The sequence below is a fragment of the Halomonas sp. THAF5a genome (assembly GCF_009363755.1).
In the GTDB taxonomy this organism is placed as follows: domain Bacteria; phylum Pseudomonadota; class Gammaproteobacteria; order Pseudomonadales; family Halomonadaceae; genus Halomonas.
Genome location: NZ_CP045417.1, coordinates 3462109 through 3485802, shown reverse-complemented (window position 1 = coordinate 3485802; position 23694 = coordinate 3462109). Strand labels below are relative to the sequence as shown.

The 23694-nt window shown below is 70.3% G+C and carries 22 protein-coding genes and 3 tRNA genes; 16 read left to right on the top strand and 9 right to left on the bottom strand.

The window, feature by feature from the left end:
* Positions 1 to 108 precede the first annotated feature (108 nt).
* The 5 genes from FIU83_RS15805 to mnmH all read left to right on the top strand — a co-directional run bounded on the left by FIU83_RS15805 (position 109) and on the right by mnmH (position 5308).
* On the top strand, positions 109 to 1002 hold the full coding sequence (locus FIU83_RS15805) for an AEC family transporter (RefSeq protein ID WP_152484934.1): 894 nt from the start codon (positions 109 to 111) through the stop codon (positions 1000 to 1002).
* Between the two features lie 104 nt (positions 1003 to 1106).
* Positions 1107 to 1553 (top strand): copper resistance protein NlpE N-terminal domain-containing protein, encoded by a 447-nt coding sequence (locus FIU83_RS15800; RefSeq protein WP_152484933.1) that lies wholly within the window; start codon positions 1107 to 1109, stop codon positions 1551 to 1553.
* Positions 1554 to 1716: 163 nt separating this feature from the next.
* Positions 1717 to 3102 (top strand): DNA repair protein RadA, encoded by a 1386-nt coding sequence (gene radA / locus FIU83_RS15795; protein WP_152484932.1) that lies wholly within the window; start codon positions 1717 to 1719, stop codon positions 3100 to 3102.
* Between the two features lie 50 nt (positions 3103 to 3152).
* A complete protein-coding gene (gene selD / locus FIU83_RS15790) occupies positions 3153 to 4190 on the top strand; it encodes a selenide, water dikinase SelD (RefSeq protein ID WP_152485407.1) in 1038 nt (345 codons plus the stop codon).
* Positions 4187 to 5308 (top strand): tRNA 2-selenouridine(34) synthase MnmH, encoded by a 1122-nt coding sequence (mnmH, locus tag FIU83_RS15785; RefSeq protein WP_152484931.1) that lies wholly within the window; start codon positions 4187 to 4189, stop codon positions 5306 to 5308. The genes selD and mnmH overlap by 4 nt, the downstream gene beginning before the upstream one ends.
* 3 nt (positions 5309 to 5311) lie before the next feature.
* Here the strand turns inward: mnmH and FIU83_RS15780 are convergent, their stop codons facing one another.
* A complete protein-coding gene (locus tag FIU83_RS15780; protein WP_152484930.1) occupies positions 5312 to 6007 on the bottom strand; it encodes a type 1 glutamine amidotransferase in 696 nt (231 codons plus the stop codon).
* Between the two features lie 48 nt (positions 6008 to 6055).
* Between FIU83_RS15780 and FIU83_RS15775 the strand changes: the two genes are divergently transcribed.
* A complete protein-coding gene (locus FIU83_RS15775) occupies positions 6056 to 6349 on the top strand; it encodes an MGMT family protein (RefSeq protein ID WP_152484929.1) in 294 nt (97 codons plus the stop codon).
* Between the two features lie 180 nt (positions 6350 to 6529).
* Positions 6530 to 7126, top strand: a complete 597-nt coding sequence (locus tag FIU83_RS15770) for a YjaG family protein (protein WP_152484928.1) — start codon at positions 6530 to 6532, stop codon at positions 7124 to 7126.
* A gap of 208 nt (positions 7127 to 7334) precedes the next feature.
* On the opposite strand, the gene hisF is transcribed toward FIU83_RS15770, so the two are convergent.
* The 4 genes from hisF to hisB all read right to left on the bottom strand — a co-directional run bounded on the left by hisF (position 7335) and on the right by hisB (position 10210).
* Positions 7335 to 8108 carry an imidazole glycerol phosphate synthase subunit HisF gene (gene hisF / locus FIU83_RS15765; RefSeq protein WP_152484927.1) on the bottom strand — a complete coding sequence of 258 codons (774 nt, stop codon included), beginning with the start codon at positions 8106 to 8108 and terminating at the stop codon, positions 7335 to 7337.
* A 3-nt stretch (positions 8109 to 8111) separates the two neighbouring features.
* Positions 8112 to 8858 carry a 1-(5-phosphoribosyl)-5-[(5-phosphoribosylamino)methylideneamino]imidazole-4-carboxamide isomerase gene (hisA, locus tag FIU83_RS15760; protein ID WP_152484926.1) on the bottom strand — a complete coding sequence of 249 codons (747 nt, stop codon included), beginning with the start codon at positions 8856 to 8858 and terminating at the stop codon, positions 8112 to 8114.
* A gap of 84 nt (positions 8859 to 8942) precedes the next feature.
* Complete coding sequence (hisH, locus tag FIU83_RS15755) at positions 8943 to 9584, bottom strand: imidazole glycerol phosphate synthase subunit HisH (protein ID WP_152484925.1); 642 nt, start codon at positions 9582 to 9584, stop codon at positions 8943 to 8945.
* A gap of 32 nt (positions 9585 to 9616) precedes the next feature.
* Entirely contained in the window at positions 9617 to 10210 is a 594-nt protein-coding gene (gene hisB / locus FIU83_RS15750; protein WP_152484924.1) for an imidazoleglycerol-phosphate dehydratase HisB, read from the bottom strand.
* 192 nt (positions 10211 to 10402) lie between these two features.
* On the opposite strand from hisB, the gene FIU83_RS15745 reads away from it, so the two are divergent.
* The 8 genes from FIU83_RS15745 (at position 10403) to FIU83_RS15710 (ending at position 16071) form a co-directional block, all read left to right on the top strand.
* Entirely contained in the window at positions 10403 to 10855 is a 453-nt protein-coding gene (locus FIU83_RS15745) for an acetyl-CoA sensor PanZ family protein (RefSeq protein ID WP_152484923.1), read from the top strand.
* On the top strand, positions 10852 to 13197 hold the full coding sequence (locus tag FIU83_RS15740; RefSeq protein ID WP_152484922.1) for an AsmA family protein: 2346 nt from the start codon (positions 10852 to 10854) through the stop codon (positions 13195 to 13197). Before FIU83_RS15745 ends, FIU83_RS15740 begins: the two co-directional genes overlap by 4 nt.
* 107 nt (positions 13198 to 13304) lie before the next feature.
* Positions 13305 to 14396 (top strand): A/G-specific adenine glycosylase, encoded by a 1092-nt coding sequence (gene mutY, locus FIU83_RS15735; protein WP_152484921.1) that lies wholly within the window; start codon positions 13305 to 13307, stop codon positions 14394 to 14396.
* A 21-nt stretch (positions 14397 to 14417) separates the two neighbouring features.
* The gene (locus FIU83_RS15730; protein WP_152484920.1) at positions 14418 to 14690 is read left to right on the top strand and encodes an oxidative damage protection protein; all 273 of its coding nucleotides are present in this window, start codon (positions 14418 to 14420) and stop codon (positions 14688 to 14690) included.
* A gap of 94 nt (positions 14691 to 14784) precedes the next feature.
* Positions 14785 to 14860 (top strand) — tRNA-Phe (locus tag FIU83_RS15725).
* Between the two features lie 6 nt (positions 14861 to 14866).
* Positions 14867 to 14941, top strand: a tRNA-Gln gene (locus FIU83_RS15720).
* 43 nt (positions 14942 to 14984) lie between these two features.
* Positions 14985 to 15060: transfer RNA gene (locus tag FIU83_RS15715), tRNA-Thr, on the top strand.
* Positions 15061 to 15405: 345 nt separating this feature from the next.
* A complete protein-coding gene (locus FIU83_RS15710; protein WP_152484919.1) occupies positions 15406 to 16071 on the top strand; it encodes a fumarylacetoacetate hydrolase family protein in 666 nt (221 codons plus the stop codon).
* A gap of 109 nt (positions 16072 to 16180) precedes the next feature.
* On the opposite strand, the gene speA is transcribed toward FIU83_RS15710, so the two are convergent.
* The 3 genes from speA to FIU83_RS15695 all read right to left on the bottom strand — a co-directional run bounded on the left by speA (position 16181) and on the right by FIU83_RS15695 (position 19490).
* Positions 16181 to 18100 carry a biosynthetic arginine decarboxylase gene (gene speA, locus FIU83_RS15705; protein ID WP_152484918.1) on the bottom strand — a complete coding sequence of 640 codons (1920 nt, stop codon included), beginning with the start codon at positions 18098 to 18100 and terminating at the stop codon, positions 16181 to 16183.
* Positions 18097 to 19056, bottom strand: coding sequence for a homoserine kinase (locus FIU83_RS15700; RefSeq protein ID WP_152484917.1), 960 nt, complete (start codon positions 19054 to 19056; stop codon positions 18097 to 18099). The genes speA and FIU83_RS15700 overlap by 4 nt, the downstream gene beginning before the upstream one ends.
* A gap of 122 nt (positions 19057 to 19178) precedes the next feature.
* The gene (locus FIU83_RS15695; RefSeq protein ID WP_152484916.1) at positions 19179 to 19490 is read right to left on the bottom strand and encodes a DUF2782 domain-containing protein; all 312 of its coding nucleotides are present in this window, start codon (positions 19488 to 19490) and stop codon (positions 19179 to 19181) included.
* Positions 19491 to 19679: 189 nt separating this feature from the next.
* Between FIU83_RS15695 and polA the strand changes: the two genes are divergently transcribed.
* Entirely contained in the window at positions 19680 to 22463 is a 2784-nt protein-coding gene (polA, locus tag FIU83_RS15690) for a DNA polymerase I (RefSeq protein ID WP_152484915.1), read from the top strand.
* Positions 22464 to 22521: 58 nt separating this feature from the next.
* On the opposite strand, the gene FIU83_RS15685 is transcribed toward polA, so the two are convergent.
* Positions 22522 to 23553 carry a Fe(3+) ABC transporter substrate-binding protein gene (locus tag FIU83_RS15685; RefSeq protein ID WP_152484914.1) on the bottom strand — a complete coding sequence of 344 codons (1032 nt, stop codon included), beginning with the start codon at positions 23551 to 23553 and terminating at the stop codon, positions 22522 to 22524.
* Positions 23554 to 23694: the final 141 nt, after the last annotated feature.

Genomic DNA, 23694 nt, shown 5'->3' with positions numbered 1-23694 from the left:
TGGGGACTGAGCTCATGGTGACCCGAGCGCCTCGACCGCGCAAGCCGCGCCCATGCTAGGCTCGGGGCTCGCCCTGTTCGACTGTTCGCCGCCTACGGATTCCCCGCCATGACCGCCCAGATCATCGCCACCCTGCTGCCCGTCTTCCTGATCGCGGGCTGCGGCACCCTCTACGGCCGCTTTCGCACGCCGGACATCCGCGGGCTGAACACCCTCAACATGGAGCTCTTCGTGCCCCTACTGGTGTTCGCCGTGCTGGCCGACCGCCAGGCGCCGCTCGCGGACTACGCCCGGCTCGCCCTGGCGGCGGCCGCGGTGGTGCTGGGCTCGGGGCTGCTGCTCTGGCCGGTGGCGAAGTGGCTGAAGCTCGATGCGAAGACCTTCCTGCCGCCGATGATGTTCAACAACTCCGGCAACATGGGCCTGCCGCTGCTGGTGCTGGCCTTCGGCGAGCAGGCGCTGCCGGCGGCGGTGGTGCTGTTCATCGTCGAGATGCTGCTGCACTTCTCGGTGGGGCTCTACATGCTCAGCCCGCATACCCCGCTGTGGCGGATGCTGCGCATGCCCATCGTGCTGGCGAGCCTCGCTGGACTCGGCGTCAACCTGGGTGGGGTGCCGCTGCCGGGCTGGGGGCTGGAGGCGATGCACATGCTGGGGGGCGTCGCCATCCCGCTGATGCTCTTCGCCCTGGGGGTGCGCATGCTGGAGATCGACTTCGGCGACTGGCGCACGGGCCTGCTCGGCGCCCTGCTCTGCCCGCTCTCGGGGCTGGTGCTCGCCGCGCCGCTGATCGTCTGGCTCGAGCTCTCGGGCCTGCAGGCGGCGGCCCTGTGGGTCTTCGCCGCCCTGCCGCCGGCGGTGTTGAACTACCTCGTGGCCGAGCAGTATCGTCAGGAGCCCCACCGGGTGGCCTCCCTGGTGCTGATCGGCAACCTGGGCAGCCTGTTGATCATGCCCCTGGTGCTGATCCTGGTCTTCACCCACGTCCAGCCGCCGGGGTGAGGCCGGCGTCCGGGCGAGGCTGTCGGCGGAGCACACGAGAGGTTATGCTGTGAGTCAGGTAGCCGTGTCTCACGGCGTCATGCCCATTGGTTAGGAGGACATACATGCAAATCAGGACCTTGCTGGTCGGCTCTGCCCTCGCCGCGCTGCTGGCCGGCTGTGCGACCGGCCCCACCGATCAGGCCGCCACCGAGATGGAAGCGACCACGGTGACCTACCAGGGCACCCTGCCGTGCCGCAACTGCGAGGGCATCGACCTCAACGTGACCCTCAACGGCGAGGCGCAGGGCGCGGCCGCGGAGCGGACCTTCGACCTGGACGCATCCTACCGGGCCCACCCGCAGAACCCGCCGGACGAGAACTACGCCGGCAACTGGGAGGTCCTGCAGGGCACCGAGCAGGATCCCTCCGCCACCGTCTATGAGCTCGTGCCCGACGGCGAGGGCCAGACCTACTACTTCCTGCGCGTCGATCCCCAGACGCTGGAGTTGATCGATCCCAACCTGCGTCGCTTCCAGAACAGCGAGATGCTGCAGCTCAAGCGTCTCTGATTCGGCGAGCGAGCGGTACCGGGGCGGCCTCAGGGCCGCCCCACGTCGTTGCGGGCCCGGTCCGCGTGGGGCCCCGCCGGCGGCGGCCCGCGGCTGCTAGAATGGCCCGACTGTCAGCCGGGCCGTCGTCGAGCGGCCCCGTCATCGAGGGAGAGAGGGCCCCATGGCCAAAGTGAAGAGCGCCTTCGTCTGCACCGAGTGCGGTGCCGAATACCGCAAGTGGCAGGGCCAGTGCACCAGCTGCCAGGAGTGGAACACCCTCAGCGAGGTGCGCCTGGCCGCCGCGCGCCCCGGGGCGGGCTCGGGCGGCGGGGCGAGCGGCGCCGGGCGCGGCGGCTATGCCGGCAGCCTCTCTCGCGAGGTGGTCGACCTGGCCAGCGTCGATCTCAGCGAGGTGCCGAGGCTCTCCTCGACCTTCGAGGAGTTCGACCGGGTGCTGGGCGGCGGCCTGGTGCCGGGCTCCGCGGTGCTGCTCGGCGGCCATCCCGGCGCCGGCAAGTCGACCCTGCTGCTGCAGACCGCCTGCAAGCTCGCCCAGGAACGGTCCTCGCTCTACGTCACCGGCGAGGAGTCGCTCTCCCAGGTGGCGATGCGCGCCCATCGCCTGCAGCTGCCCACCCAGGGCCTGAAGATGCTCGCCGAGACCAGCGTCGAGACCATCCTCGGCGTGGCCGAGCGCGAGCGCCCCGAGGTGCTGATCATCGACTCCATCCAGACCATGCACCTGGAGGACATCGCCTCGGCGCCCGGGGGCGTGGCCCAGGTGCGCGAGTCCGCCGCCGCGCTGACCCGCTTCGCCAAGCAGTCCAACACCGTGCTGCTGCTGGTCGGCCACGTCACCAAGGACGGCAGCCTGGCCGGCCCCAAGGTGCTCGAGCACATGATCGATGCCTCGCTGCTGCTCGAGGGCGGGGCCGACTCGCGCTTCCGTACCCTGCGCGGCCAGAAGAACCGCTTCGGCGCGGTCAACGAGCTGGGGGTGTTCGCGATGCTCGAGCACGGCATGAAGGAGGTGAAGAACCCCAGCGCCATCTTCCTCTCGCGCAACGAGGAGCAGAGCGCCGGGAGCCTGGTGATGGTGGTCTGGGAGGGCACCCGGCCGATCCTCGTCGAGGTGCAGGCGCTGCTCGACGAGTCGGCGCTGGGCAACCCGCGCCGTGTCGCCGTGGGCCTCGACCAGAACCGCCTGGCCATGCTGCTGGCGGTGCTGCACCGCCACGGCGGGCTCTTCACCGGCGACCAGGACGTCTTCCTCAACGTGGTCGGCGGGGTCAAGGTGCTGGAGACCAGCGCCGACCTGGCGGTGCTGGTCGCGGTGGTCTCCAGCCTGCAGAACCGGCCGCTGCCCCGTGAGCTGGTGGTGTTCGGCGAGGTGGGGCTGTCCGGCGAGATCCGCCCGGTGCCCAGCGGCCAGGAGCGCATCGTCGAGGCGGCCAAGCACGGCTTCACCCGAGCCATCGTGCCCCGGGGCAACGCCCCCAAGCGCAGCCCCGAGGGGATGGAGGTGGTCGCCGTGGACAAGCTCGCCGAGGCCCTCGACGCCCTCTAGCCCCGGCATACTTGAGGTAGAATGCGATGACACACGCCAAGGAGAACGAGATGAGCGCCATCCGCCTGACCCAGTACAGCCACGGCGCCGGTTGCGGGTGCAAGATCGCCCCCGACGTGCTCGACGGGATCCTCGCCAAGGCCGGCCCCGGGAGCAGCCACTCGCGGCTGATCGTCGGCAACCAGGGCCGCGAGGACGCGGCCGTCTATGACCTGGGCGACGGGCGCGGCATGATCGCCACCACCGACTTCTTCATGCCCATCGTCGACGATCCCTTCGACTTCGGGCGCATCGCCGCCACCAACGCCATCAGCGACGTCTACGCCATGGGCGGCACGCCGGTGATGGCGCTGGGCATCCTCGGCTGGCCGCTGGACAAGCTCGGCGCGGAGGTCGCCGGCGACGTGGTGGGCGGCGCCCAGGCGGTGTGCCGCGAGCTCGGGCTGGCGCTGGCCGGCGGCCACTCTATCGAGTCGCCGGAGCCGATCTTCGGCCTCTCGGTCAACGGCCTGGTCGATCTCGAGCACCTCAAGCTCAACAAGGGCGCGAAGCCCGGCGACCTGCTGTTCTTGACCAAGCCGCTAGGCGTGGGCCTGCTCACCACCGCCGAGAAGCGCGGCCTGCTTCAGGCCGGCCACCAGGAGCTGGCCCGCTCGACCATGCTGCGCTCCAACGCCATCGGCACGGCGCTGGCGAAGGTCAAGGGCGTGCACGCCATGACCGACGTCACCGGCTTCGGCCTGGCCGGCCACCTCGCCGAGATCTGCTCGGCCAGCGGCGTCGGCGCGCGGGTCGACTTCCGGCGCCTGCCGCGGCTCGCCGAGGCCGAGGCCTATCGCCGCCAGGGGGCGGTGCCCGGCGGCACCCAACGCAACCGCGAGGCCCTGGGCGCGAGCCTGCCGGAGATGGACGAGGCGCACTGGCAGTGGCTCTGCGACCCGCAGACCTCCGGCGGCCTGCTGCTCTCGGTGCACCCCTCCTGGGAGGACGACGTGCAGCGCATCGGTCGCGACCACGGCCTCGCGCTCACGCCCTTCGGCGAGGTAGTCAAGGCCGGCGGGTCGTCGCTGATCGAGGTGCGCGGATGAGCCTGCCGCTGGTCGAGCCGGACCTCGAGCTGCTCCGGCAGGAGCGCGTGCTGATCGACGTGCGCGCCCCCGTGGAGTTCGCCCAGGGGAAGCTGCCCGGCGCCGTCAACCTGCCGCTGATGGACGACGAGGAGCGTCATCTCGTCGGCATCGAGTACAAGGCGCGCGGCCAGGACGCGGCCATCGCCCTGGGCGAGCGGCTGGTAAGCGGCGGCCTCAAGGCCGCCCGGGTCGCCGCCTGGCAGCGCCTCGTCGAGGCCCACCCCGACGCCGTCATCTACTGCTTCCGCGGCGGGCTGCGCTCGCAGACCGCCCAGCAGTGGCTGGCCGATGCCGGCATCACCCGCCCGCGTATCCGCGGGGGCTGGAAGGCCATGCGCCAGGCGCTCTGCGCGCGCATCGACGCCGCCGCCGAACAGCCGCAGCTGGTGGTGGGCGGGCTCACCGGCTGTGCCAAGACCTCGCTGATCCTGGCCCTGGAGGAGGGGCTCGACCTCGAGGGGTGCGCCCGCCACAAGGGCTCGGCCTTCGGCCGACACCCGCTGCCGGCGCCTACCCAGATCGACTTCGAGCACGCCATGGGCCGCCGGCTGCTGGACCTGCCCGGGCCGCTGGTGCTGGAGGACGAGTCGCGGCGCATCGGCACCTCCAACATCCCGCTGACCTTCTGGGGGGGCATGCTCGAGGCGCCGCGCATCCGCATCGAGATGCCGCTGGACTGGCGCCTGGAGCAGATCCGCAAGGACTATATCGACGACCTCTGGGAGGTCCATCGCCAGCAGTTCGGCGACTGGCTGGGCTGGACGCTGATGCGCAAGCAGCTCGCCGCGGCCCTCGGTCGGCTGAGAAAGCGCCTGGGCCAGGCACGCCTGGCGCGGCTGCAGCGCCTCCAGGCGCTGGCCTTCCGCGAGCACGAGCGCGGCAACAGCAGCGCCCACGAGGCCTGGCTGGCCCCGCTGCTCACCGAATACTACGATCCGCTCTACCGTCACCAGCTGGAGAAGCATCCCGAGCGCCACTTCCTCCACGTGGGCGACTGGGAGAGCTGCCTGGCGTTCGCCCGGGAGTGGGCGGCCGAGGCGCGGGAGGCGAACCGGCCCGTGCAAGAGCCGGCCTGAGGCTCAGCGCGCGGCGTGGCGCAGCCACTGGGACAGCAGCCGGTCGAGCAGCGGGGCGAGGCGGTCGAAGCGCTTCGGGTCGTCGAGCATCGCCGCGGGCGCCTGGGCGTGGGGGCTCTTCTCGCTGCCCTCGGGCGGCGGCTGGTGGTCGAGCAGGGCGGCGACGCTCTCCGCGGTGGCCTCCAGGTGGCAGAGCAGGGCCAGCACCCGGCCGTCGTCCCAGGTGAAGCCCTGCAGCGGGCTCGCCTCGCTCTGGCCCAGCGCCAGGGCATAGTCGGGCAGGGCGAAGACCTCGCGGTGCCACATGAAGGCCTCGAAGGTCTCCGGCAGGTCGACGGGCGTCAGCGGGGCGAGGGTCACCCGGTGCCAGCCGGTCTCGGCCACCGTGCCCCGGCCGACGACCGCGCCGAGGGTCTCGGCGATCATCCGGGCGCCGTAGCCGATGCCCAGCAGCGGCTTGCGGCCGTCCAGCGCCTGGGCCACCAGCTTGCGCTCCGCCCGGAGCCAGGGGCGGGTCCGCTCGTCGGCGAGGCCCTCGGGGCCGTCGAGCACGATCAGGGCATCGCCGTCGCCGAACCGCGGCGGCAGCTCGCCCGCATCGAGGTGGAAGACGGTGTGGCTATGTCCCATGCTGTCGAGCCAGTCGGCGATCCGGCCGGGCCCCTGGTAGGGGCTGTGCTGAAGCAGGTGAACGTGCATGCGGGCGACCTCGCCAATATCAGCAAAATGCAGGGGAAGGCAGGGTACATGAACGCGGCCCTCAAGGAACAGATACTGACCGTGCTGGCCGAGATCCCGCCGGGACGGGTCACGACCTACGGGCGCATCGCCGCCATGACCGAGGGCGGCACGCCGCGGCTGGTGGCCCGGGCGCTGCGCGAGCTGCCCGCCGGCCACGGCCTGCCCTGGTTCCGGGTCATCACCGCCTCGCGCCGGCTGGCCGATCACGGCGGCGCCGAGGAGCAGCGCCGCCGCCTGGTGGCCGAGGGCGTGCTGTTCGATGAGCGGGGAAAGGTATCGCCGGCGCGTATGTGGCCCTGATGTAGCGGAGGGGCGCCGGGGATAGCTCGTAGAGGAGGTCCTACGCCAGGGATGGCGTCGGTAGCGTACAGGGAAGTATTCACAGCGCCTCCTCGAAGAGCCGTCGCCGGATCAGCCCCGCCTGCGTCCAGCCATGAGCGAAGGGACGATGCTGAGACAGCGATATTCCAAGGAGAATCCATGAGCGGTTTCTTTCAGCGCCTGCAGCGGCTCGAGCCGCGTCGCCAGCAGGCCTTCATGGCGGCGCTGTGCGAGCGCCTGCTGCCCAACTATGTCTTTTATTGTCAGGGCCTCTATGCCGAGAACAGCGGCCAGGGCGATCCCCACGGCCTGCGGGTGATCCTGGATCTGGTCTGGGAGCGGCTGGCGGTGAAGGAGGCGCGCATCGACTTCGACCGCCAGGCCGATAAGCTCGCCGAGCTGGAGCCCCCCGCCGAGGACGACAGCTTCGGCGCCCGGCGGGCGCTGGAGGCGGTCGTCGCGCTCTCGGCGATCCTCGACACCCTGCGCGGCGAGGCCTCCGAGGCGGTGCTCGAGGTCAGCCGCGCCTCGCGCAGCGGGGTGCGCGCCTTCATCGAGCTCACCGAGGGCGAGGAGGACGCCGAGCGCCTCGCCGCCCTGGTGCGCGACCATCCGCTGATGGCGGACGAGAACGACTTCCAGGACGCCGTGCTCGAGGCGGTGGAGGGCGAGCTCGATCGCGAGGCGCTCAAGGCGCTGCGTCGCCTGGGGCGCAACGACGGCGTCAGCAACCTGGGGCTCTCCGTCGAGGAGTAGCCGCCCGCACATCGACCAGAACCCCAAGGGCCCGCCAGTTGGCGGGCCCTTTGTCGTCTTGAGTCGGTCGCAAGCGAGAGACGATGAGCTTATCCGGCGTCAAGCCTTCGCGAGGGCGCTGTGAACCCGTCCTTGGGCGCTACTTTTGACGTCCCTGGTCAAAAGACCCTCGCTCCGCCTTGCCCCCGGCGCTCATCTCATTCGAGCACTACAGCCGCATCTCGATCCCCCGCTCGGCCATGTACCGCTTGGCCTCGGGGATGGTGTACTCGCCAAAGTGGAAGATGCTGGCCGCCAGCACCGCGTCGGCGCCGCCCTCGAGGACGCCATCCACCAGGTGGTCGAGGTTGCCGACGCCACCGGAGGCGATCACCGGCACGCTCACGGCCTCGGCGATGGCCCGAGTCACGCCCAGGTCGAAGCCGGCCTTGGTGCCGTCGCGGTCCATGCTGGTCAGCAGCAGCTCGCCGGCACCGTAGGCCACCATCTTCTTCGCCCACTCCACGGCGTCGAGGCCGGTGGGGCGGCGCCCGCCGTGGGTGAAGATCTCCCAGCGCTCGGGCTCGCCCTCGGCGGAGACCTTCTTGGCGTCGATGGCCACCACGATGCACTGGCTGCCGAAGCGCTCGGCGGCCTCGTGCACGAAGTCGGGATTGGTCACCGCGGCGGTGTTGATCGACACCTTGTCGGCGCCGGCGTTGAGCATGGTGCGGATGTCGTCGCAGGTGCGGATGCCGCCGCCCACGGTGAGCGGGATGAACACCTCGCCGGCGATACGCTCGACCATCTCCACCGTGGTGTCGCGGTCCTCGTGGCTCGCCGTGATGTCGAGGAAGGTAATCTCGTCGGCGCCCTGCTGGTTGTAGCGCTGGGCGATCTCCACCGGGTCACCGGCGTCGCGGATGCCGATGAAGTTGACGCCCTTGACCACGCGGCCGGCGTCGACGTCCAGGCACGGGATGATGCGCTTGGCGAGTCCCATGGATCAGCCCCCCTTCTGGCTGAGCGCGTCGCACAGCCGCTGGGCCTCGGCCACGTCGAGGCTGCCCTCGTAGATGGCCCGGCCGGTGATGGCGCCGAGGATGCCGTCGTCGGCCACCTTGGCCAGCGACCGCAGGTCCTCGAGGTCGGTGACGCCGCCGGAGGCGATCACCGGCAGGCCGCCCTCGCGGGCGAGCTCGGCGGTGGCCTCGACGTTGACGCCCTGCATCATGCCGTCGCGGGCGATGTCGGTGTAGACGATGGAGGAGACCCCGTCGTCGGCGAAGCGCTTGGCGAGCTCGGTGGCCTTGACCGTGGAGACCTCGGCCCAGCCGTCGGTGGCGACGAAGCCGTCCCGGGCGTCCAGGCCGACGATCACGTGGCCCGGGAAGGCACGGCACATCTCGCCGACGAAGGTCGGCTCCTTGACCGCCTTGGTGCCGATGATCACGTAGGAGACCCCGGCCTCGAGGTAGTGCTCGATGGTGGCGGCGGAGCGGATGCCGCCGCCGATCTGGATCGGCAGGTCCGGGTAGGCGCGGGCGATGGCGGTGACCGCCTCGCCGTTGACCGGCTCGCCCTCGAAGGCGCCGTTGAGGTCGACCAGGTGCAGGCGGCGGGCGCCGGCCTCGACCCAGCGGGCGGCCATGGCGACCGGATCATCGCCGTAGGTGGTGGCATCGTCCATGCGTCCCTGCTTGAGGCGCACGCACTGGCCGTCCTTGAGGTCGATGGCGGGAATTACCAGCATGTGTCGGGTCTCCATTCGGCGCCTGCGCGCCCTTGTTGTCGTCAATCGGCGATCGTCGGAACCGTGCTCAGGCCGTGGCGCCGCTCAGGGCGTCCACTGCACGAAGTTCTCCAGCAGCTGGAGGCCGGCCCGGGAGCTCTTCTCCGGGTGGAACTGCACGGCGAAGGTGGCGTCGCGGCCGACGGCCACGTGGGCGCTCACCCGGCCGTAGTCGGTGGTGCCGAACACCGTGGCGTCGTCGGCTGCCTCGACGTAGTAGCTGTGCACGAAATAGAAGTGCTCGTCCTGGTCGATGCCCGCCCATAGCGGGTGGTCGTGGTGCTGGTGCACCAGGTTCCAGCCCATGTGCGGCACCTTGAGGCGATGGTCCATGTCGTCGCGCATGTCGGCGGGAAACTTCTTCACCTCGCCGCGCAGGAAGCCCAGGCAGCCGATGCCGCCGTTCTCCTCGCTGTGGTCGAGCAGCATCTGCTGGCCGACGCAGATGCCGAGCAGCGGCTTCTCCTGGGCGGCGAGCAGCTCCTCGACCAGGCCACGAAGCTCGGTCTTCTCCAGCTCGCCCATGCAGTCGCGGATGGCGCCCTGGCCGGGCAGGACCAGGCGGGTGGCGCCGCGGATGCGACGGGCATCCCGCGTCACGACCACGTTCTCGTGAGTGACGTGCTCCAGTGCCTTGGCGACGGAATGCAGGTTGCCCATTCCGTAGTCGATGACGGCAATGGTCATGGGACGCTCCTCGTGTTGTTCGTGTGGCGGCCTCAGAGGCTGCCCTTGGTGGACGGCATCTGGCCCGCCATGCGCGGGTCTTGCTCCACGGCCATGCGCAGGGCGCGGCCGAAGGCCTTGAAGATGGTTTCCGCCTGATGGTGGGCGTTGAAGCCCTTCAGGTTGTCGACGTGCAGGGTCACCCGGGCGTGGTTGACGAAGCCCTGGAAGAACTCCCAGAACAGCTGGGTGTCCAGGCGGCCGATGCTGGCGCGGGTGAACTCCACGTCCATGCTCAGCCCCGGGCGGCCGGAGAAGTCCACCACCACCCTGGAGAGCGCCTCGTCCAGGGGCACGTAGGCGTGGCCGTAGCGGTAGATGCCACGCTTGTCGCCGATCGCCTGGTGGAAGGCCTGGCCCAGGGTGATGCCGATGTCCTCGACGGTGTGGTGATCGTCGATGTGCAGGTCGCCCTGGCACGCGATGTCCAGGTCGATCAGGCCGTGGCGCGCCACCTGGTCGAGCATGTGGTCGAGGAAGGGCACCCCGGTCTCGCAGGCCAGGCGCCCCTCGCCGTCGAGGTTGATGGTCACCGTGATCTGGGTTTCCCGGGTGTTCCGGGTGACCGTGGCGATACGCTCGGACATGTCGGATCTCCCGCGCCTGGGCGCGTGTCGAGGGGGCCGGGGATGCCCGCCGGCCATAATACGAAGGGGCGTCGTGCGCTGTGCCGGACGCCGAGAGCCTGCCATTATAGTGAATCGCTCACCCCATCCGCTACAATGCGGCCCATGACAGTGGCGGCACGCCTTCCGCCCCGGCCTCAAGGAGATCCACGCATGCCGGTGACCCTGCAACAGGTCGACCAGGACGCCTGGGAAGCGGATGCCCAGATACGTCTCGACCTTGCACGCATCTTCACGGACGCGCCCCCCGAGCGCCTCCCCCTCCCCGTGGATGACTTCATTCGCGAACACCTGGCCGGCGGCCACCTGTTCAGCTGTGCCCGCTTCAACGACCGGCTGCTGGGCGCCGTGGCGGTGAAGCTCGACCAGAACGCCTGGTGGCTGTCGAACCTCTGCGTGCGCAAGACCACGCGCCGCCGCGGCGTCGGCTCGCGCCTGCTGGCGCTGGTCAGCGAGGCCGCCCACGCCGAGGGGCGCCGCCTCTTCGCCGTCTCTTCCCAGCTGCCCATGGCCGACCAGCTCTTGCTCTCGCGGCTCGGCTATCGGCTCACCCAGGACGGGGACTACTTCGAACTCAACCTCTGGTCACAGGGAGGTGACCGATGAAGCGCCTGCTGCGCACCCTGCTTGCCGCGATCGGTGTCCTCGGCCTGGTGATGGTCGGTGCCGTGGTCTATGTCACCACCTTCTTCGATCCCGATGACCTCAAGCCGCGCCTGGTCGAGGTCGTGCGCGAGCACAGCGGGCTCGAGCTGACCCTGGACGGCCCGCTCTCCTGGTCCTTCTATCCCCGGCTGGGGGTCGGCGTGCAGCAGGCCGAGGCCCGGCTGCCCGACCAGGCCGACGATTCGGCGCCCTTCGCCGCGCTCTCCCATGCCGAGGTCAGCCTTGCCTTCGCACCGCTGCTGCGCGGCGAGATCGCCATCGACGGCCTGACCCTCGACGACCTCTATCTCGACCTCGAGCGCGACGCCCAGGGCCAGGGCAACTGGGAGGTGATCCTCGAGCGGCTGGGCGAGCGCGGCGAGCAGGCCGAGGCCGCCCTGGCGCCGGCCAGTGCCGGCCCCGCCCCGGACGGCGGCAAGGGCCTCTCGGTGGCCCTCAACATCGCCAGCGTTCAGGTGCGCCGCGGCGAGGTGCACTTCCGCGACGCCCAGGCCGACCGCGAGCTGCGCCTCGAGGCCCTCGAGGTGCGCGGCAGCAATGTCAACCCCGGCAGCGCCTTCCCGCTTACCTCCTCCTTCCGCCTGCGGCTGCACGACGGCCTCGACGAGCGGGATACGCCGACCGAGCCGCGCCTGCTCAGCGACGTCTCCCTCGAGACCCGGGTCGACCTGGGGCTCGCCGAGGGGCGGCACGTGCTGGAGGGGCTGAGCCTCAAGACGGTCAACCGCCTGGCCAGCCTCGCCAACGAGCAGAAACTCAACCTGCAGGGCGAGCGGATGGTGTTGAACCTCGGCGAGGGCAGCGTGCAGCTGGACGAGGGCGCCCTCGACGCCAGCCTCCATCACCCGCGCCTGGGCGAGAAGCCCCTGCCGCTGTCGCTCGCCTTCACGCTGGACGCCGACCTCGACGCCCAGAGCGCCCGCCTGCGCGAGCTGGAGCTGACCGGCCCCGACGCCCTCAAGCTCAACGGCAACCTCAACCTCAGAGACCTCGGCGGGGCGCCGGCCTATACCGGCCAGCTGCGCCTGACGCCGCTGTCGCTGCGCCCCTGGCTTGCGCGCTTCGCGGCGATGCCGCCCATGGCCAACGGCCAGGCCCTCAGCGACGTGGCGCTGACCAGCCCGGTCAGCGGCGATCTCGAGCGCTTCGAGCTCGCCGGCCTGACCCTGGTGCTCGACGACGCCACTTTCACCGGCCGCCTGGCGGGGCGCTTCGACGGCGGCCTGCTCGCCGCCGACCTGCAGGGGGATCGTCTCGACCTGGACGGCTACCTGCCGCCGGCAGGCGTCGCCGACGACGCCGCCTCGCGCTGGCGGCTGCCGGGCATCCGCCGCGCCCACGCCCAGGCGGAGGAGACGCTGGTGCCCGCCTCCTGGCTCGCCGAGCTCGACCTCGACGCCCATCTCGCCCTGGGGCAGCTGCGCCTCGCGGGGCTGGACTTCCAGGACGTCGACCTGACCCTCGAGGGGCGCGACGGCCGTCATCGCCTGGTCGACTTCACCTCCCGCTTCTACGAGGGGAGCCTGGCCGCCGACGGTGCCCTCGACCTGCGCGAGAGCCCGATCCGCTGGCAGCTCGCGCCCAGGGCCGAGCGGGTGCGCCTCGAGTCGCTGCTCGAGGCCCGGGACGAGGCGCCCTCGCCCCTGAGCGGGCGCTTCAGCGGCGAGGGCGAGCTGACCAGTCGCGGCAACTCCCTGCTGGAGCTCCGGCGCCACCTGAGCGGCCGCCTCGAGACGCGCATCGACGAGGGCGCCTTCAACGAGCTCAACGTCGGCGAGGAGCTCTGCACGGCGGCGGCCACCCTGCAGGGCAAGACCCTCGACCGCGAATGGGCCGATCAGACACGCTTCGAGCGGATCCGCGCCGGCCTGACCCTGGACGAGGGCGAGGTGACAAGCGACGACCTGCTGGTCACCCTGCCCGGCATGCGGGTCGACGGCGAAGGTCGCATCGACCTGGTCAGCGAGCAGTTCGACCTGCGCGCCGCGGTACGCCTGGTGGACGCCGACAATGCGCCCTGCGAGGTCAACCCGCGGCTGGCGCGGGTGCCGCTGCCGGTGCGCTGCGACGGTACCCTCGGGGGCGACAGCGCCGAGTGGTGCCGCTTCGACCGCGAGGCCTTCCAGGGCACCCTCGCCGGGCTGCTGCGCGACGAGGCCACCCGGCGGGCCGGAGAGAAGGTCGAGGAGCGTCTCGAGGGCGCCGTCGAGAAGATCGACGAGCGCCTCGGCGAGGAGGCCGGCCGGGAACTTCGCAACGCCCTGGAAGGTCTCTTCAATTGAGCAAGACCTAGACCAGTCCCTGCGCCGACTTCCCCAGTCGGCGCTTTTTTTCGTGCCCTGAGAGCATCGTGTCGAGCGATCCGTCGAAATAGTCGTTGAGAGAGTCCATGAGCGAGATGCCGCCCGCCATCCTGCCCCCCGAACGCTTCCAGCAGCGCCTGCTCGCATGGTTCGACGAGCACGGCCGCCACGACCTGCCCTGGCAGCAGGATCGCAGTCCCTACCGGGTATGGGTCTCGGAGATCATGCTGCAGCAGACCCAGGTCGCCACGGTGATCCCCTACTTCGAGCGCTTCATGGCGCGCTTCCCCGACGTCGCCACCCTGGCCGCCGCCGGGCAGGACGAGGTGCTGCACCTCTGGACCGGGCTCGGCTACTACGCCCGGGGGCGCAACCTGCACAAGGCCGCGCGGGTCGTCGTCGAGGAGCACGGCGGGGCGTTTCCGGTGGAGAGCCTCGAGGCGATGGCCGCGCTGCCCGGTATCGGTCGCTCCACGGCCGGGGCGATCATCGCCCAGAGCACCGGGCGGCGGGCGGTGATCCTCGACGGCAACGTTAAGCGGGTGCTGACGCGCCTGCACGCCGTGGAGGGCTGGCCGGGGCGGCCGGCGGTGGAGCGCCGCCTCTGGGCCCTGGCCGAGCACTATACCCCCGAGGCGCGCGTGGTCGACTTCACCCAGGCGATGATGGACCTGGGAGCGACCCTCTGCCGTCGCGGGCAGCCGGACTGCGCCCGCTGCCCCTTCGAGGCGGAGTGCCTCGCCCATGCCCGCGGCGAGGAGAAGCGCTTCCCCGAGTCGAAGCCGAAGAAGGCCGTGCCGACTCGCACCACCACCATGCTGCTGCTGCAGGACGGCGAGGGGCGCGTGCTGCTCGAGCAGCGCCCCGCCAGCGGCCTGTGGGGCGGGCTCTGGAGCCTGCCCCAGTTCGACGATCGCGAGGCCCTGGCGGCCTGGCTGGCCGTCCATGCGCCGGGCAGCGAGCTCGACGCGGCCTGGACGCCCTTCACCCACGTCTTCAGCCACTTCCGCCTCGAGATTACCCCGCAGCCGGCGCGCATCGCCCGGCTGGATTCGGTGGGCGAGGCGCGCCGCTGGTACGATCCCGCCGATCCCGCCAGCATCGGCCTGGCGGCGCCGGTCAAGGCGCTGCTGGAGTCGCTGGCCCCCTTTGCCCTGACCACCACCGCCGGGCCCTGAGCCCGCACGAGGAGAGTCCCGATGAGCCAGATCGTGTTCTGCCGCAAGTACCAGAAGGAGATGGAGGCCCTGCCGTTCCCGCCGCTGCCGGGCAAGAAGGGCCAGGAGATCCAGGCCAGCGTCTCGAAGCGGGCCTGGGAGGAGTGGCAGGCGCTGCAGACCCGCCTGATCAACGAGAAGCACCTCAACATGCTCGACGCCGCCTCCCGGGAGTACCTGATGGAGCAGATGGAGCGCTTCCTCGACAACCGGGAAACCGACCAGGCCGAGGGCTACGTGCCGCCCGAGCAGTAGGCGCGACGGGGCCCGCGACTGCCTTCCAACTTTCTGAATCAAAAAGAGTTGACGGCGGCGGGCCAGTGCGGTTTAATACGCACCGTTGGCGAGGGGCCAGATAGCTCAGTTGGTAGAGCAGGGGATTGAAAATCCCCGTGTCGGCGGTTCGATTCCGTCTCTGGCCACCATAATGCTGGGGTATAGCCAAGCGGTAAGGCACCGGTTTTTGGTATCGGCATGCGCAGGTTCGAATCCTGCTACCCCAGCCACGTCAACCCTGTTTCCGATTCTGTGACTCGAGTCGGTTCCCGCGCCGGCATAGCTCAGTTGGTAGAGCAACTGACTTGTAATCAGTAGGTCCCGGGTTCGACTCCTGGTGCCGGCACCATAGAAGCATCGGGAAAATGAGTCGCAGCATACAAGCAACCGCCCTCGAAGGCGGTTTTTTTGTGCGTATCCACTTTGTGATCACGCCGCTTCCTTCCCGCCTTCTTCCCGCCTTTCTTCAGCCAAAAAAGAGCTCGCCCGCAGGCGAGCTAAACATGCGCTGGTCTTCCGGATCCTGGGCTCACGACTCGAGGCGTGATGTGCCTACCCTAGCCGCGGATTCTTTCAGTTGCGTGATGACGAGGCGTGCTCGATCGGGCGGCGCTGGACCCCGGGGCCGGCTTCGGTAGACTGAAATGCCGGTCGTTCGACCGCCCCGGCACCCACGAGAAGGAGAGGAGTCCCCATGCGCTTCGTGCCCCGTTTCACCGATGGCCGGCCGTTCGCCGAGCCGCTCGGCAAGATCGTCTGCGTCGGCCGCAACTACGCCGAGCACGCCCGGGAGCTGGACAACCCGGTGCCGAGCGAGCCGCTGCTGTTCATCAAGCCGGCGACCGCCGCCGTGGCGCTGGAGGCGCCGATCAAGGCGCCCTTCGCCCGGGGCGAGGTGCACTACGAGACGGAGCTGGCGCTGCTGATCGGCGAGACGCTCTCGAGCGCCACGCCGGAGCAGGCCGAGCGTGGCGTGGCCGGCCTCGGGCTGGCCCTGGACCTGACCCTGCGCGATGTCCAGGCGGGCCTGAAGGCGAAGGGGCATCCCTGGGAGGTCGCCAAGGCCTTCGACGGCGCCTGCCCGCTCTCGGCCTTCCTGCCACTGACCGAGGTCCCGGACTGGGCGTCGCTCGCCTTCACCCTCGAGGTGGACGGCGAGGCCCGCCAGCACGGCCGGGGCGCGGACATGCTCTTCCCTGTGCCGGCGCTGCTGGCCCAGATGAGCCGCCACTTCACCCTGGAGCCCGGCGACGTGGTGATCACCGGCACCCCGGCCGGCGTCGGTCCGCTGCCCCGGGGCGCCACGCTCGCCTTCTCGCTTGACGGCGGCCTCGCGGTCACGACCCGCGTGGTGGACTGAGCGAGCGCGACGTCGCTAACAACGACAACGCCCTGACATGACAACGCCCCGCGGCCGAGGCCGCGGGGCGTGGTCGTCTAGGGGCGATCGGCGCCAGGCCGGTACCTACCTATTCGAGGTAGGTGTAGCCGTCGAGCCCGTCGGAGAGGTCGTCGAGGAAGGCCCGCTGCTGGGCCCCGTCGAGGCCGCTGCGGGCGAGCTGCTCGGCGAGGTGGTCGCGCAGGGTCGAGACGTCGAAGTTGACGTAGCCCAGCACATCGGAGACCCGATCGCCCTGCTGGGCCTGGCTGATCGACCACTCGCCGTCGGCGGTCAGGGCCGCGTCCACGGAGTCGGTGTCGCCGAACAGGTTGTGCAGGTCGCCGAGGATCTCCTGGTAGGCGCCCACCAGGAAGAAGCCCAGCAGCTTCTCCTCGCCCTCGCGCCACTCGGGCAGCGGCAGGGTGGTCTCGACCCCCTGGCCGTCGACGTAGCCGTCGATGCGCCCGTCGGAGTCGCAGGTGATGTCCTGGATCACGCCGCGCCGCTCGGGGCCGCGGTGCAGGCCCTCCAGCGGCAGCACCGGGAAGATCTGCTGGATGCCCCAGACGTCGGGCACCGACTGGAACAGCGAGAAGTTGACGAACAGCTTGTCGGCGAGCTTCTCGGCCAGTTCGTCGCTGATCTCGCGGTGGGCGCGGTTGCGGTTGTCGAGCAGGCCGCGCAGCCGCGCGCAGGCGGCGAAGTAGACGCTCTCGCCCTCGGCACGGGCGTCGATGTCGGTCATGCCGATCACGAAGCGCTCCTGGAGGTCGCCCATGGCGTGCACCAGGTCGTGCCAGGCCTCCACCAGGCCGCGGGGTTCGGCGCGCTCGTGGAGCAGGTCGTGGACCCGCCACAGCTCGTCGACCTGGGGCTCGTCCTTCACCCGCCGCTCGGGTGAGAGGTGGCTGACCCGCTCCTCGCCGATCACGTTGGAAATCAGCACCGCGTGGTGGGCGGTCAGGGCGCGGCCGGACTCGCTGATGATGTGCGGCTGGGGCAGCTCCTGCTCGGCGCAGGCCTGGGCGAAGGCCGCCACCACGTTGCGGGCGTACTCGAGCATGGAGTAGTTGGCGGAGCAGAAGCTCCTGGAGCGGGTGCCCTCGTAGTCGATGCCGAGACCCCCGCCGACGTCCACGGTGTCCACCGGGGCGCCCAGTTCCACCAGGCTCTGGTAGAAGCGGGCGCACTCGCGCAGGCCGCGCTGGATGTCGCGGATGTTGGCGATCTGCGAGCCGAGGTGGAAGTGCACCAGCTGCAGGCTCTCCAGGGCATCGGCCTCGCGCAGCTGCGCCACCACGCTGAGGATCTGGCTGGCGGTGAGGCCGAACTTCGACTTCTCGCCGCCGGTGTCCTGCCAGCGGCCGCGGCCCACCGAGGAGAGCCGGGCGCGCAGGCCGATGCGCGGGGTGACGCCGAGGCGGCGCGCCTCCTCGAGGATCAGCGGCAGCTCCGAGAGCTTCTCCACCACCAGGTAGACCCGGTGGCCGATCTTCTCGCCCATCAGCGCCAGGCGGATGTACTCGCGATCCTTGTAGCCGTTGCAGACGATCAGCGAGGAGCCGTCGGCGGAGAGCGCGAGCACGGCCAGCAGCTCCGGCTTGCTGCCGGCCTCGAGGCCGACGCGGCCGCGGCCGCGCTCGTAGGTGCCGAGGATCGACTCGACCACCCGGCGCTGCTGGTTGACCTTGATCGGGTAGACGGCGGTGTAGCCGCCCGAGAAGGCCTCCTCCTGCATGGCGGTGTCGAAGGCGGCGCAGAGCTGCTCGACCCGGTCGTGCAGGATGTCGGTGAAGCGCACCAGCACCGGCAGGCGCAGGCCGGCCTCGCGCAGCTTGTGGACCAGCGGCTGCAGGGGCAGGGCGGGGCCGTCGTCGTCGCTGCCCAGCGGGCGCACCAGGGCCTGGCCGTCGTCGTTGACGTCGAAGTAGCCGCTGCCCCACTGGTCGATGTTCCAGGTGCGGCGCGCTCGCTGGGCCGGTCCGGCCTTGCTCTTGGGCTGACTCATGCGTCTCCTTCCGGTAGCGGCAGGGCACCGTGCGCCAGGCGCGCCTCGAGGACGGTGCGGAACTGGTCGGGGTCGTGGGGGGTGAGGTCGTGGGCCGGCGGATCGACGTAGACCACCAGCAGCCGGGAGAGCCAGTAGCGCAGCGCGGTCAGGCGCAGCATCATCGGCCAGGCATCGCGCTCGGCGGCGGTGAGCGGCCGACGGGCCAGGTAGGCGCCGAGCAGGGCGTCGTGGCGGGCCGGGTCCAGGCGGCCGTCGGGCTCGGTGGCCCAGTCGTTGACGACGATGGCCAGGTCGAACAGCAGGTCGCCGGTACAGCCGTTGTAGAAGTCGATCAGTCCGCCCAGGCGATCCCCGTCGAACAGGGTGTTGTCGCGGAACAGATCGCCGTGAAGGGCCCCCTGGGGCAGGTCCGGCGCGTCGCCGAAGTAGCCCTGGTAGGTCTCCACCTCGTCCTTCATCAGCGCCTGGTCCTCGGGTGACAGGTAGACCAGTACCTTGTGGTGCATGGGCAGCAGCCAGTGCAGGTCCCGGGGATTGGGGCGGTGGCCGGGGAAGTGCCGGGAGACCGCGTGCATGCGCCCCAGGGCGTCGCCCAGTTCGCGGCACTGGGCGAGGTTCGGCGCCTTGGGGTGCTTGCCGGGCAGCCGGGGGAACAGCAGCGCCGGCTTGCCGGCCAGGGTGTGCAGGGCCACGCCGTCGCGATCGTGGAGGGGACCCGGGACCGGCAGGCGGTGCTCGTCCAGGTAGTCGAGCAGGTCGACGAAGAACGGCAGCTCCTCGTGCTCGCCCTGCTCGAACAGGGTCAGCACCAGCTCGCGTCGGTCGGTGGTGACGAAGAAGGTGCTGTTCTCGGTGCCGGCGGGCACGCCCTCGACGGAGACCAGCGAGCCCGCGTCGAAGCGGCTGAGGAACTCGGCGACCTGAGGGTCGGTAAGCGGTGTGAATACGGCCATGTGTCTCTCGCCCGGGAAATGCCAAGCCGCCTATTGTAGCGACTTGGCCCTCCGATGCACGCGCCCCGACCGCGGCGGGAGAGTTGGCGAGGCCAGGAGGCCGCGGCGGGGCGGCCTGGGGATCAGAAGGTCTTCAGCACCCACTGGGGCACGGCGATGCGGTCTCCCTCGCGGCGCTCGAAGTCGCCGTCGCCGTCGTGGTCGACGAGGTAGTAGGAGGGGCCGGCGGAGGGCTGGATCTCGATGGCGTAGAGCTCGCCGTTGACCCGGTACTCGCGGATGGTGCGATCCTCCTCCTCGCGAATGGTGATGTCCGGCTCGAGGTCGCCGGCCGACTGGGCGAGCGCGCCGGCGCTGACAAGGAGCGCCAGGACGGTAGCCAGGACAAGGCCGAGCCCCAGGGCGGGCGCGTCGCTGCGCAGGATCTTCTTCATGATGGCCTCCAGTACCGAGGGAAACGGGGCCGCCTCCACGATCGATCCACCTCGGCCGCCCCGGTGGTCACTCCAGTGTAAGGGCTCGTGGCCGTGTGGCCTACCATCCGCGGCAAAACCCGGCGGCAATGCGTATCATGGATGGCCAGTCACTCCTTACTTATGCCACGCCTCAATGGATGCCGATACATGGCCGACACGCCCATCGTTCTCGTCGACGGTTCTTCCTATCTCTACCGCGCCTTCCACGCCCTGCCGCCGCTGACCACCTCCGAGGGGCAGCCCACCGGGGCGATCAAGGGGGTGCTCAACATGCTCAAGCGGCTGATCAAGGACTATCCCGACAGCCCCATGGCGGTGGTCTTCGACGCCCCCGGCAAGACCTTCCGCGATGAGCTGTTCGAGGAGTACAAGGCCCATCGCCCGCCGATGCCCGACGACCTGCGCTCCCAGGTGACGCCGCTGCACGACTGCGTGCGCGCGCTGGGGCTGCCGCTCCTGTGCATCGAGGGGGTGGAGGCCGACGACGTCATCGGGACCCTGGCGAGGCGCGCCACCGAGGCCGGCCGCGACGCGGTGATCTCCACCGGCGACAAGGATATGGCCCAGCTGGTCAACGCTCATATCACCCTGGTTAACACCATGAAGGACGAGACCCTGGACGTCGCCGGCGTCGAGGAGAAGTTCGGCCTGCCCCCGGAGCGGATCATCGACTTCCTGGCGCTGATGGGCGACAAGGTCGACAACATCCCCGGCGTGCCGGGCGTCGGCGAGAAGACGGCGCTGGGCCTCCTGCAGGGCATGGAGGGCGGGCTCGAGACCGTCTACGGCGACCTGGAGAAGGTCAAGACCCTGGGCTTTCGCGGCGCCAAGACGCTGCCCAAGAAGCTCGAGGAGCACCGCGACCAGGCCTTCCTCTCCCATGAGCTTGCCACCATCAAGACCGACTGCGAGCTGCCGGTGGGCCTCGACGACCTGGACATCGCCCACCCCGACCGCGAGGCGCTGGTCGCGCTCTATCGCCGGCTGGAGTTCCAGGGCTGGCTCTCGGAGCTGCTGGAGGGCCGCCACGAGGGCGTCGACGACGTCGCCGGCGGCACCCCGGCGCCGGCCGCGGGCGGTGCGAGCGACGAGGGCGGCGAGAACGCGGCGGGCGAGGGCAACCGGCGCGAGGATCACGTCATCCTCGAGCAGGCCGAACTCGACGCCTGGCTCGCGCGCCTCGAGGAGGCGGAGGCCTTCTGCTTCGACCTGGAGACCACCAGCCTCAACTACATGGAGGCCCAGGTGGTCGGCGTCGGGCTCGCCCTCGAACCGGGCGAGGCGGCCTACATCCCGCTCGCCCACGACTACCTCGACGCCCCGGCGCAGCTCGACCGCGACGCCGTGCTCGAGGCCCTGCGCCCGCTCTGGGAGGACGAGCGCCGCACCAAGATCGGCCAGAACCTCAAGTACGACATCTCGGTGCTGGCCAATCACGGCATCGCGGTGGCCGGGCCGCTGGAGGACACCATGCTGGCGTCCTACGTGCTCGACTCCACGGCGACCCGCCACGACATGGACTCGCTGGCGCTGAAGTACCTGGGCGAGAAGACGGTCTCCTTCGAGGAGATCGCCGGCAAGGGCGCCAAGCAGCTCACCTTCAACCAGATCGCCCTGGAGCAGGCCGCGCCCTACGCCTGCGAGGACGTCGACATCACCCTGCGCCTGCACCGGCTGCTGCGGCCGCGGGTCGAGGCCGAGGGGCGCCTGGCCGAGGTCCTCGACACCCTCGAGCGGCCGCTGATCCCGGTGCTCTCGCGCATGGAGCGCACCGGCGTGGCGCTGGACCCCGAGCGGCTGCACGCCCAGAGCCAGGAGCTCGAGACCCGCATCCGCGAGCTGGAAAGCCGCGCGCATGAGCTCGCCGGTCGCGAGTTCAACCTCGGCTCGCCCAAGCAGCTCGGCCAGATCCTCTTCGAGGAGCAGAAGATCCCGGTGATCAAGAAGACCCCCAAAGGGGCGCCCTCCACCGCCGAGGCGGTGCTCGAGGAGCTGGCGCTGGACTACCCGCTGCCCAAGGTGCTCATCGAGCACCGCGGGCTCGCCAAGCTGAAGTCCACCTACACCGACAAGCTGCCGCGGCTGGTCAACAAGGCCACCGGGCGCCTGCACACCAGCTACCACCAGGCGGTCACGGCCACCGGCCGGCTCTCCTCGTCGGATCCCAACCTGCAGAACATCCCCATCCGCACCGAGGAGGGGCGGCGCATCCGCCAGGCCTTCGTGGCCCGGCCGGGCTACCGCATCGTCGCCGCCGACTACTCCCAGATCGAGCTGCGCATCATGGCGCACCTCTCCGGCGACAAGGGGCTGCTCGAGGCCTTCGCCGAGGGCCGCGACATCCACGCCGCCACCGCCGCCGAGGTGTTCGGCGTAGGGCTCGACAGGGTCACGCCGGACCAGCGCCGCAGCGCCAAGGCGATCAACTTCGGGCTGATCTACGGCATGAGCGCCTGGGGACTCGGCCGCCAGCTCAACATCGAGCAGAGCCAGGCCAGGACCTACATCGATCGCTACTTCGACCGCTATCCGGGCGTCGCCCGCTACATGGAGCGCATCCGCGCCCAGGCCGCCGAGGACGGCTTCGTCGAGACGGTGTTCGGCCGGCGCCTCTACCTGCCGGAGATCCACTCCCAGAACCGCGCGCGCCGCCAGGGCGCCGAGCGCACCGCCATCAACGCGCCCATGCAGGGCACCGCGGCGGACATCATCAAGCGCGCCATGATCGACGTGGACGCCTGGCTCGCCGGCGAGGCCTTCGACGCCGTGATGGTGATGCAGGTCCACGACGAGCTGGTGTTCGAGGTGGCCGAGGCACAGGTCGAGGCCTTCATCGACGAGGTGAAGGCGCGCATGCAGGCCGCCGCCGAGCTCGACGTGGCGCTGATCGTCGAGGCCGAGAGTGGGGCGAACTGGGACGAGGCGCATTGACCATCAAAAACGCCACCGCGGTTGCGGTGGCGTGTTCGTCTGAGGCTGACCCGACGGCTCAGCGCCAGCCGGCCCGGTCGAAGATGCGCACCGCTTCCGGGTTGTTCTCGCCCAGCACGCTGACGTTCAGGTCGTCCTTCTTGAAGTCGCCCCAGGAGGCGAGGACGCCGTCGAGCTCCGCACCGTCGACCGCCGGGAACTCGTAGTTGCCGGTGGCGAACAGGGCCTGGGCCTCATCGGAGGCGAGGAACTCGAGGAAACGCACGGCGTTCTTCTCGTTGGGCGCGCCCTTCACCATGCCGGCGCCGCCCACGTTGATGTGCGCGCCGCGATCCTCCTGGTTGGGGAAGACGATCTCGACCTTCTCGGCGACCTCGCGGTCGGCCTCGTTGTCGGAGTGGAGCAGGCGCACGTAGTAGTAGTGGTTGGCCACGGCGACGCTGCACTCGCCGCTGGCCACGCCGCGGATCTGGTCGGTATCGCCGCCCTCGGGGTCGCGCGCGAAGTTGGCGACCACGCCCTCGGCCCAGGTCTCGGCCTCTTCCTCGCCGTGATGGGCGATCATCGAGGCCAGCAGCGACTGGTTGTAGATGTTGTTCGAGGAGCGGATGCACACCTCGCCCTCGAGGGCCGGGTCGGCCAGGTCCTCGTAGCGGCTGATCTCATCGGCGTCCACCGCGGTGGGGTCGATGAACAGCGCCCGCACGCGCTGGCTGAAGCCGAACCACTTGCCCTCGGGGTGGCGCATGTGGGCCGGCAGGCGCTCGTCGAGCACCTCGGACTCGACGCTGGCGAAGATGTCCTCGTGCTCGCCGCGCCACAGGCGGCCGGCGTCGACGGTGATCAGCACGTCGGCCGGGCCCGCCTCGCCCTCGAGCTTGAGGCGCTGGATCAGCTGGTCGGAGTCGCCCTCCAGCACGTTGACCTCGATGCCGGTCTCCTCGGTGAAGGCCGCGTAGAGGGCCGCGTCGGAGTCGTAGTGGCGGGCCGAGTAGATGTTGAGCTCCTCGGCGGCGGAGGCCTGGGTGGCCAGGGCGGAGCCGGCCACCAGGGCGGCGAGGGGCAGGGCGGAACGACGATGCAGCGACATGGGGGGCCTCGTGGATGGCGATGGTCTGAAATGATAATGCTTAACATTAAACTTTCGCCATTGAAGCCCCTCCCGGCGCCCTCGTCAAGCCCGGCGGGCGGCCGACCTGATCCAGGTCAGGTGGCGGGACGCCTCGGGGAG

Coding starts and splice junctions, on each gene's coding strand:
- FIU83_RS15805 (WP_152484934.1), top strand. CDS start 109: ATGACCGCCCAGATCATCGCCACCCTGCTGCCCGTCTTCCTGATCGCG.
- FIU83_RS15800 (WP_152484933.1), top strand. CDS start 1,107: ATGCAAATCAGGACCTTGCTGGTCGGCTCTGCCCTCGCCGCGCTGCTG.
- radA (WP_152484932.1), top strand. CDS start 1,717: ATGGCCAAAGTGAAGAGCGCCTTCGTCTGCACCGAGTGCGGTGCCGAA.
- selD (WP_152485407.1), top strand. CDS start 3,153: ATGAGCGCCATCCGCCTGACCCAGTACAGCCACGGCGCCGGTTGCGGG.
- mnmH (WP_152484931.1), top strand. CDS start 4,187: ATGAGCCTGCCGCTGGTCGAGCCGGACCTCGAGCTGCTCCGGCAGGAG.
- FIU83_RS15780 (WP_152484930.1), bottom strand. CDS start 6,007: ATGCACGTTCACCTGCTTCAGCACAGCCCCTACCAGGGGCCCGGCCGG.
- FIU83_RS15775 (WP_152484929.1), top strand. CDS start 6,056: ATGAACGCGGCCCTCAAGGAACAGATACTGACCGTGCTGGCCGAGATC.
- FIU83_RS15770 (WP_152484928.1), top strand. CDS start 6,530: ATGAGCGGTTTCTTTCAGCGCCTGCAGCGGCTCGAGCCGCGTCGCCAG.
- hisF (WP_152484927.1), bottom strand. CDS start 8,108: ATGGGACTCGCCAAGCGCATCATCCCGTGCCTGGACGTCGACGCCGGC.
- hisA (WP_152484926.1), bottom strand. CDS start 8,858: ATGCTGGTAATTCCCGCCATCGACCTCAAGGACGGCCAGTGCGTGCGC.
- hisH (WP_152484925.1), bottom strand. CDS start 9,584: ATGACCATTGCCGTCATCGACTACGGAATGGGCAACCTGCATTCCGTC.
- hisB (WP_152484924.1), bottom strand. CDS start 10,210: ATGTCCGAGCGTATCGCCACGGTCACCCGGAACACCCGGGAAACCCAG.
- FIU83_RS15745 (WP_152484923.1), top strand. CDS start 10,403: ATGCCGGTGACCCTGCAACAGGTCGACCAGGACGCCTGGGAAGCGGAT.
- FIU83_RS15740 (WP_152484922.1), top strand. CDS start 10,852: ATGAAGCGCCTGCTGCGCACCCTGCTTGCCGCGATCGGTGTCCTCGGC.
- mutY (WP_152484921.1), top strand. CDS start 13,305: ATGAGCGAGATGCCGCCCGCCATCCTGCCCCCCGAACGCTTCCAGCAG.
- FIU83_RS15730 (WP_152484920.1), top strand. CDS start 14,418: ATGAGCCAGATCGTGTTCTGCCGCAAGTACCAGAAGGAGATGGAGGCC.
- FIU83_RS15710 (WP_152484919.1), top strand. CDS start 15,406: ATGCGCTTCGTGCCCCGTTTCACCGATGGCCGGCCGTTCGCCGAGCCG.
- speA (WP_152484918.1), bottom strand. CDS start 18,100: ATGAGTCAGCCCAAGAGCAAGGCCGGACCGGCCCAGCGAGCGCGCCGC.
- FIU83_RS15700 (WP_152484917.1), bottom strand. CDS start 19,056: ATGGCCGTATTCACACCGCTTACCGACCCTCAGGTCGCCGAGTTCCTC.
- FIU83_RS15695 (WP_152484916.1), bottom strand. CDS start 19,490: ATGAAGAAGATCCTGCGCAGCGACGCGCCCGCCCTGGGGCTCGGCCTT.
- polA (WP_152484915.1), top strand. CDS start 19,680: ATGGCCGACACGCCCATCGTTCTCGTCGACGGTTCTTCCTATCTCTAC.
- FIU83_RS15685 (WP_152484914.1), bottom strand. CDS start 23,553: ATGTCGCTGCATCGTCGTTCCGCCCTGCCCCTCGCCGCCCTGGTGGCC.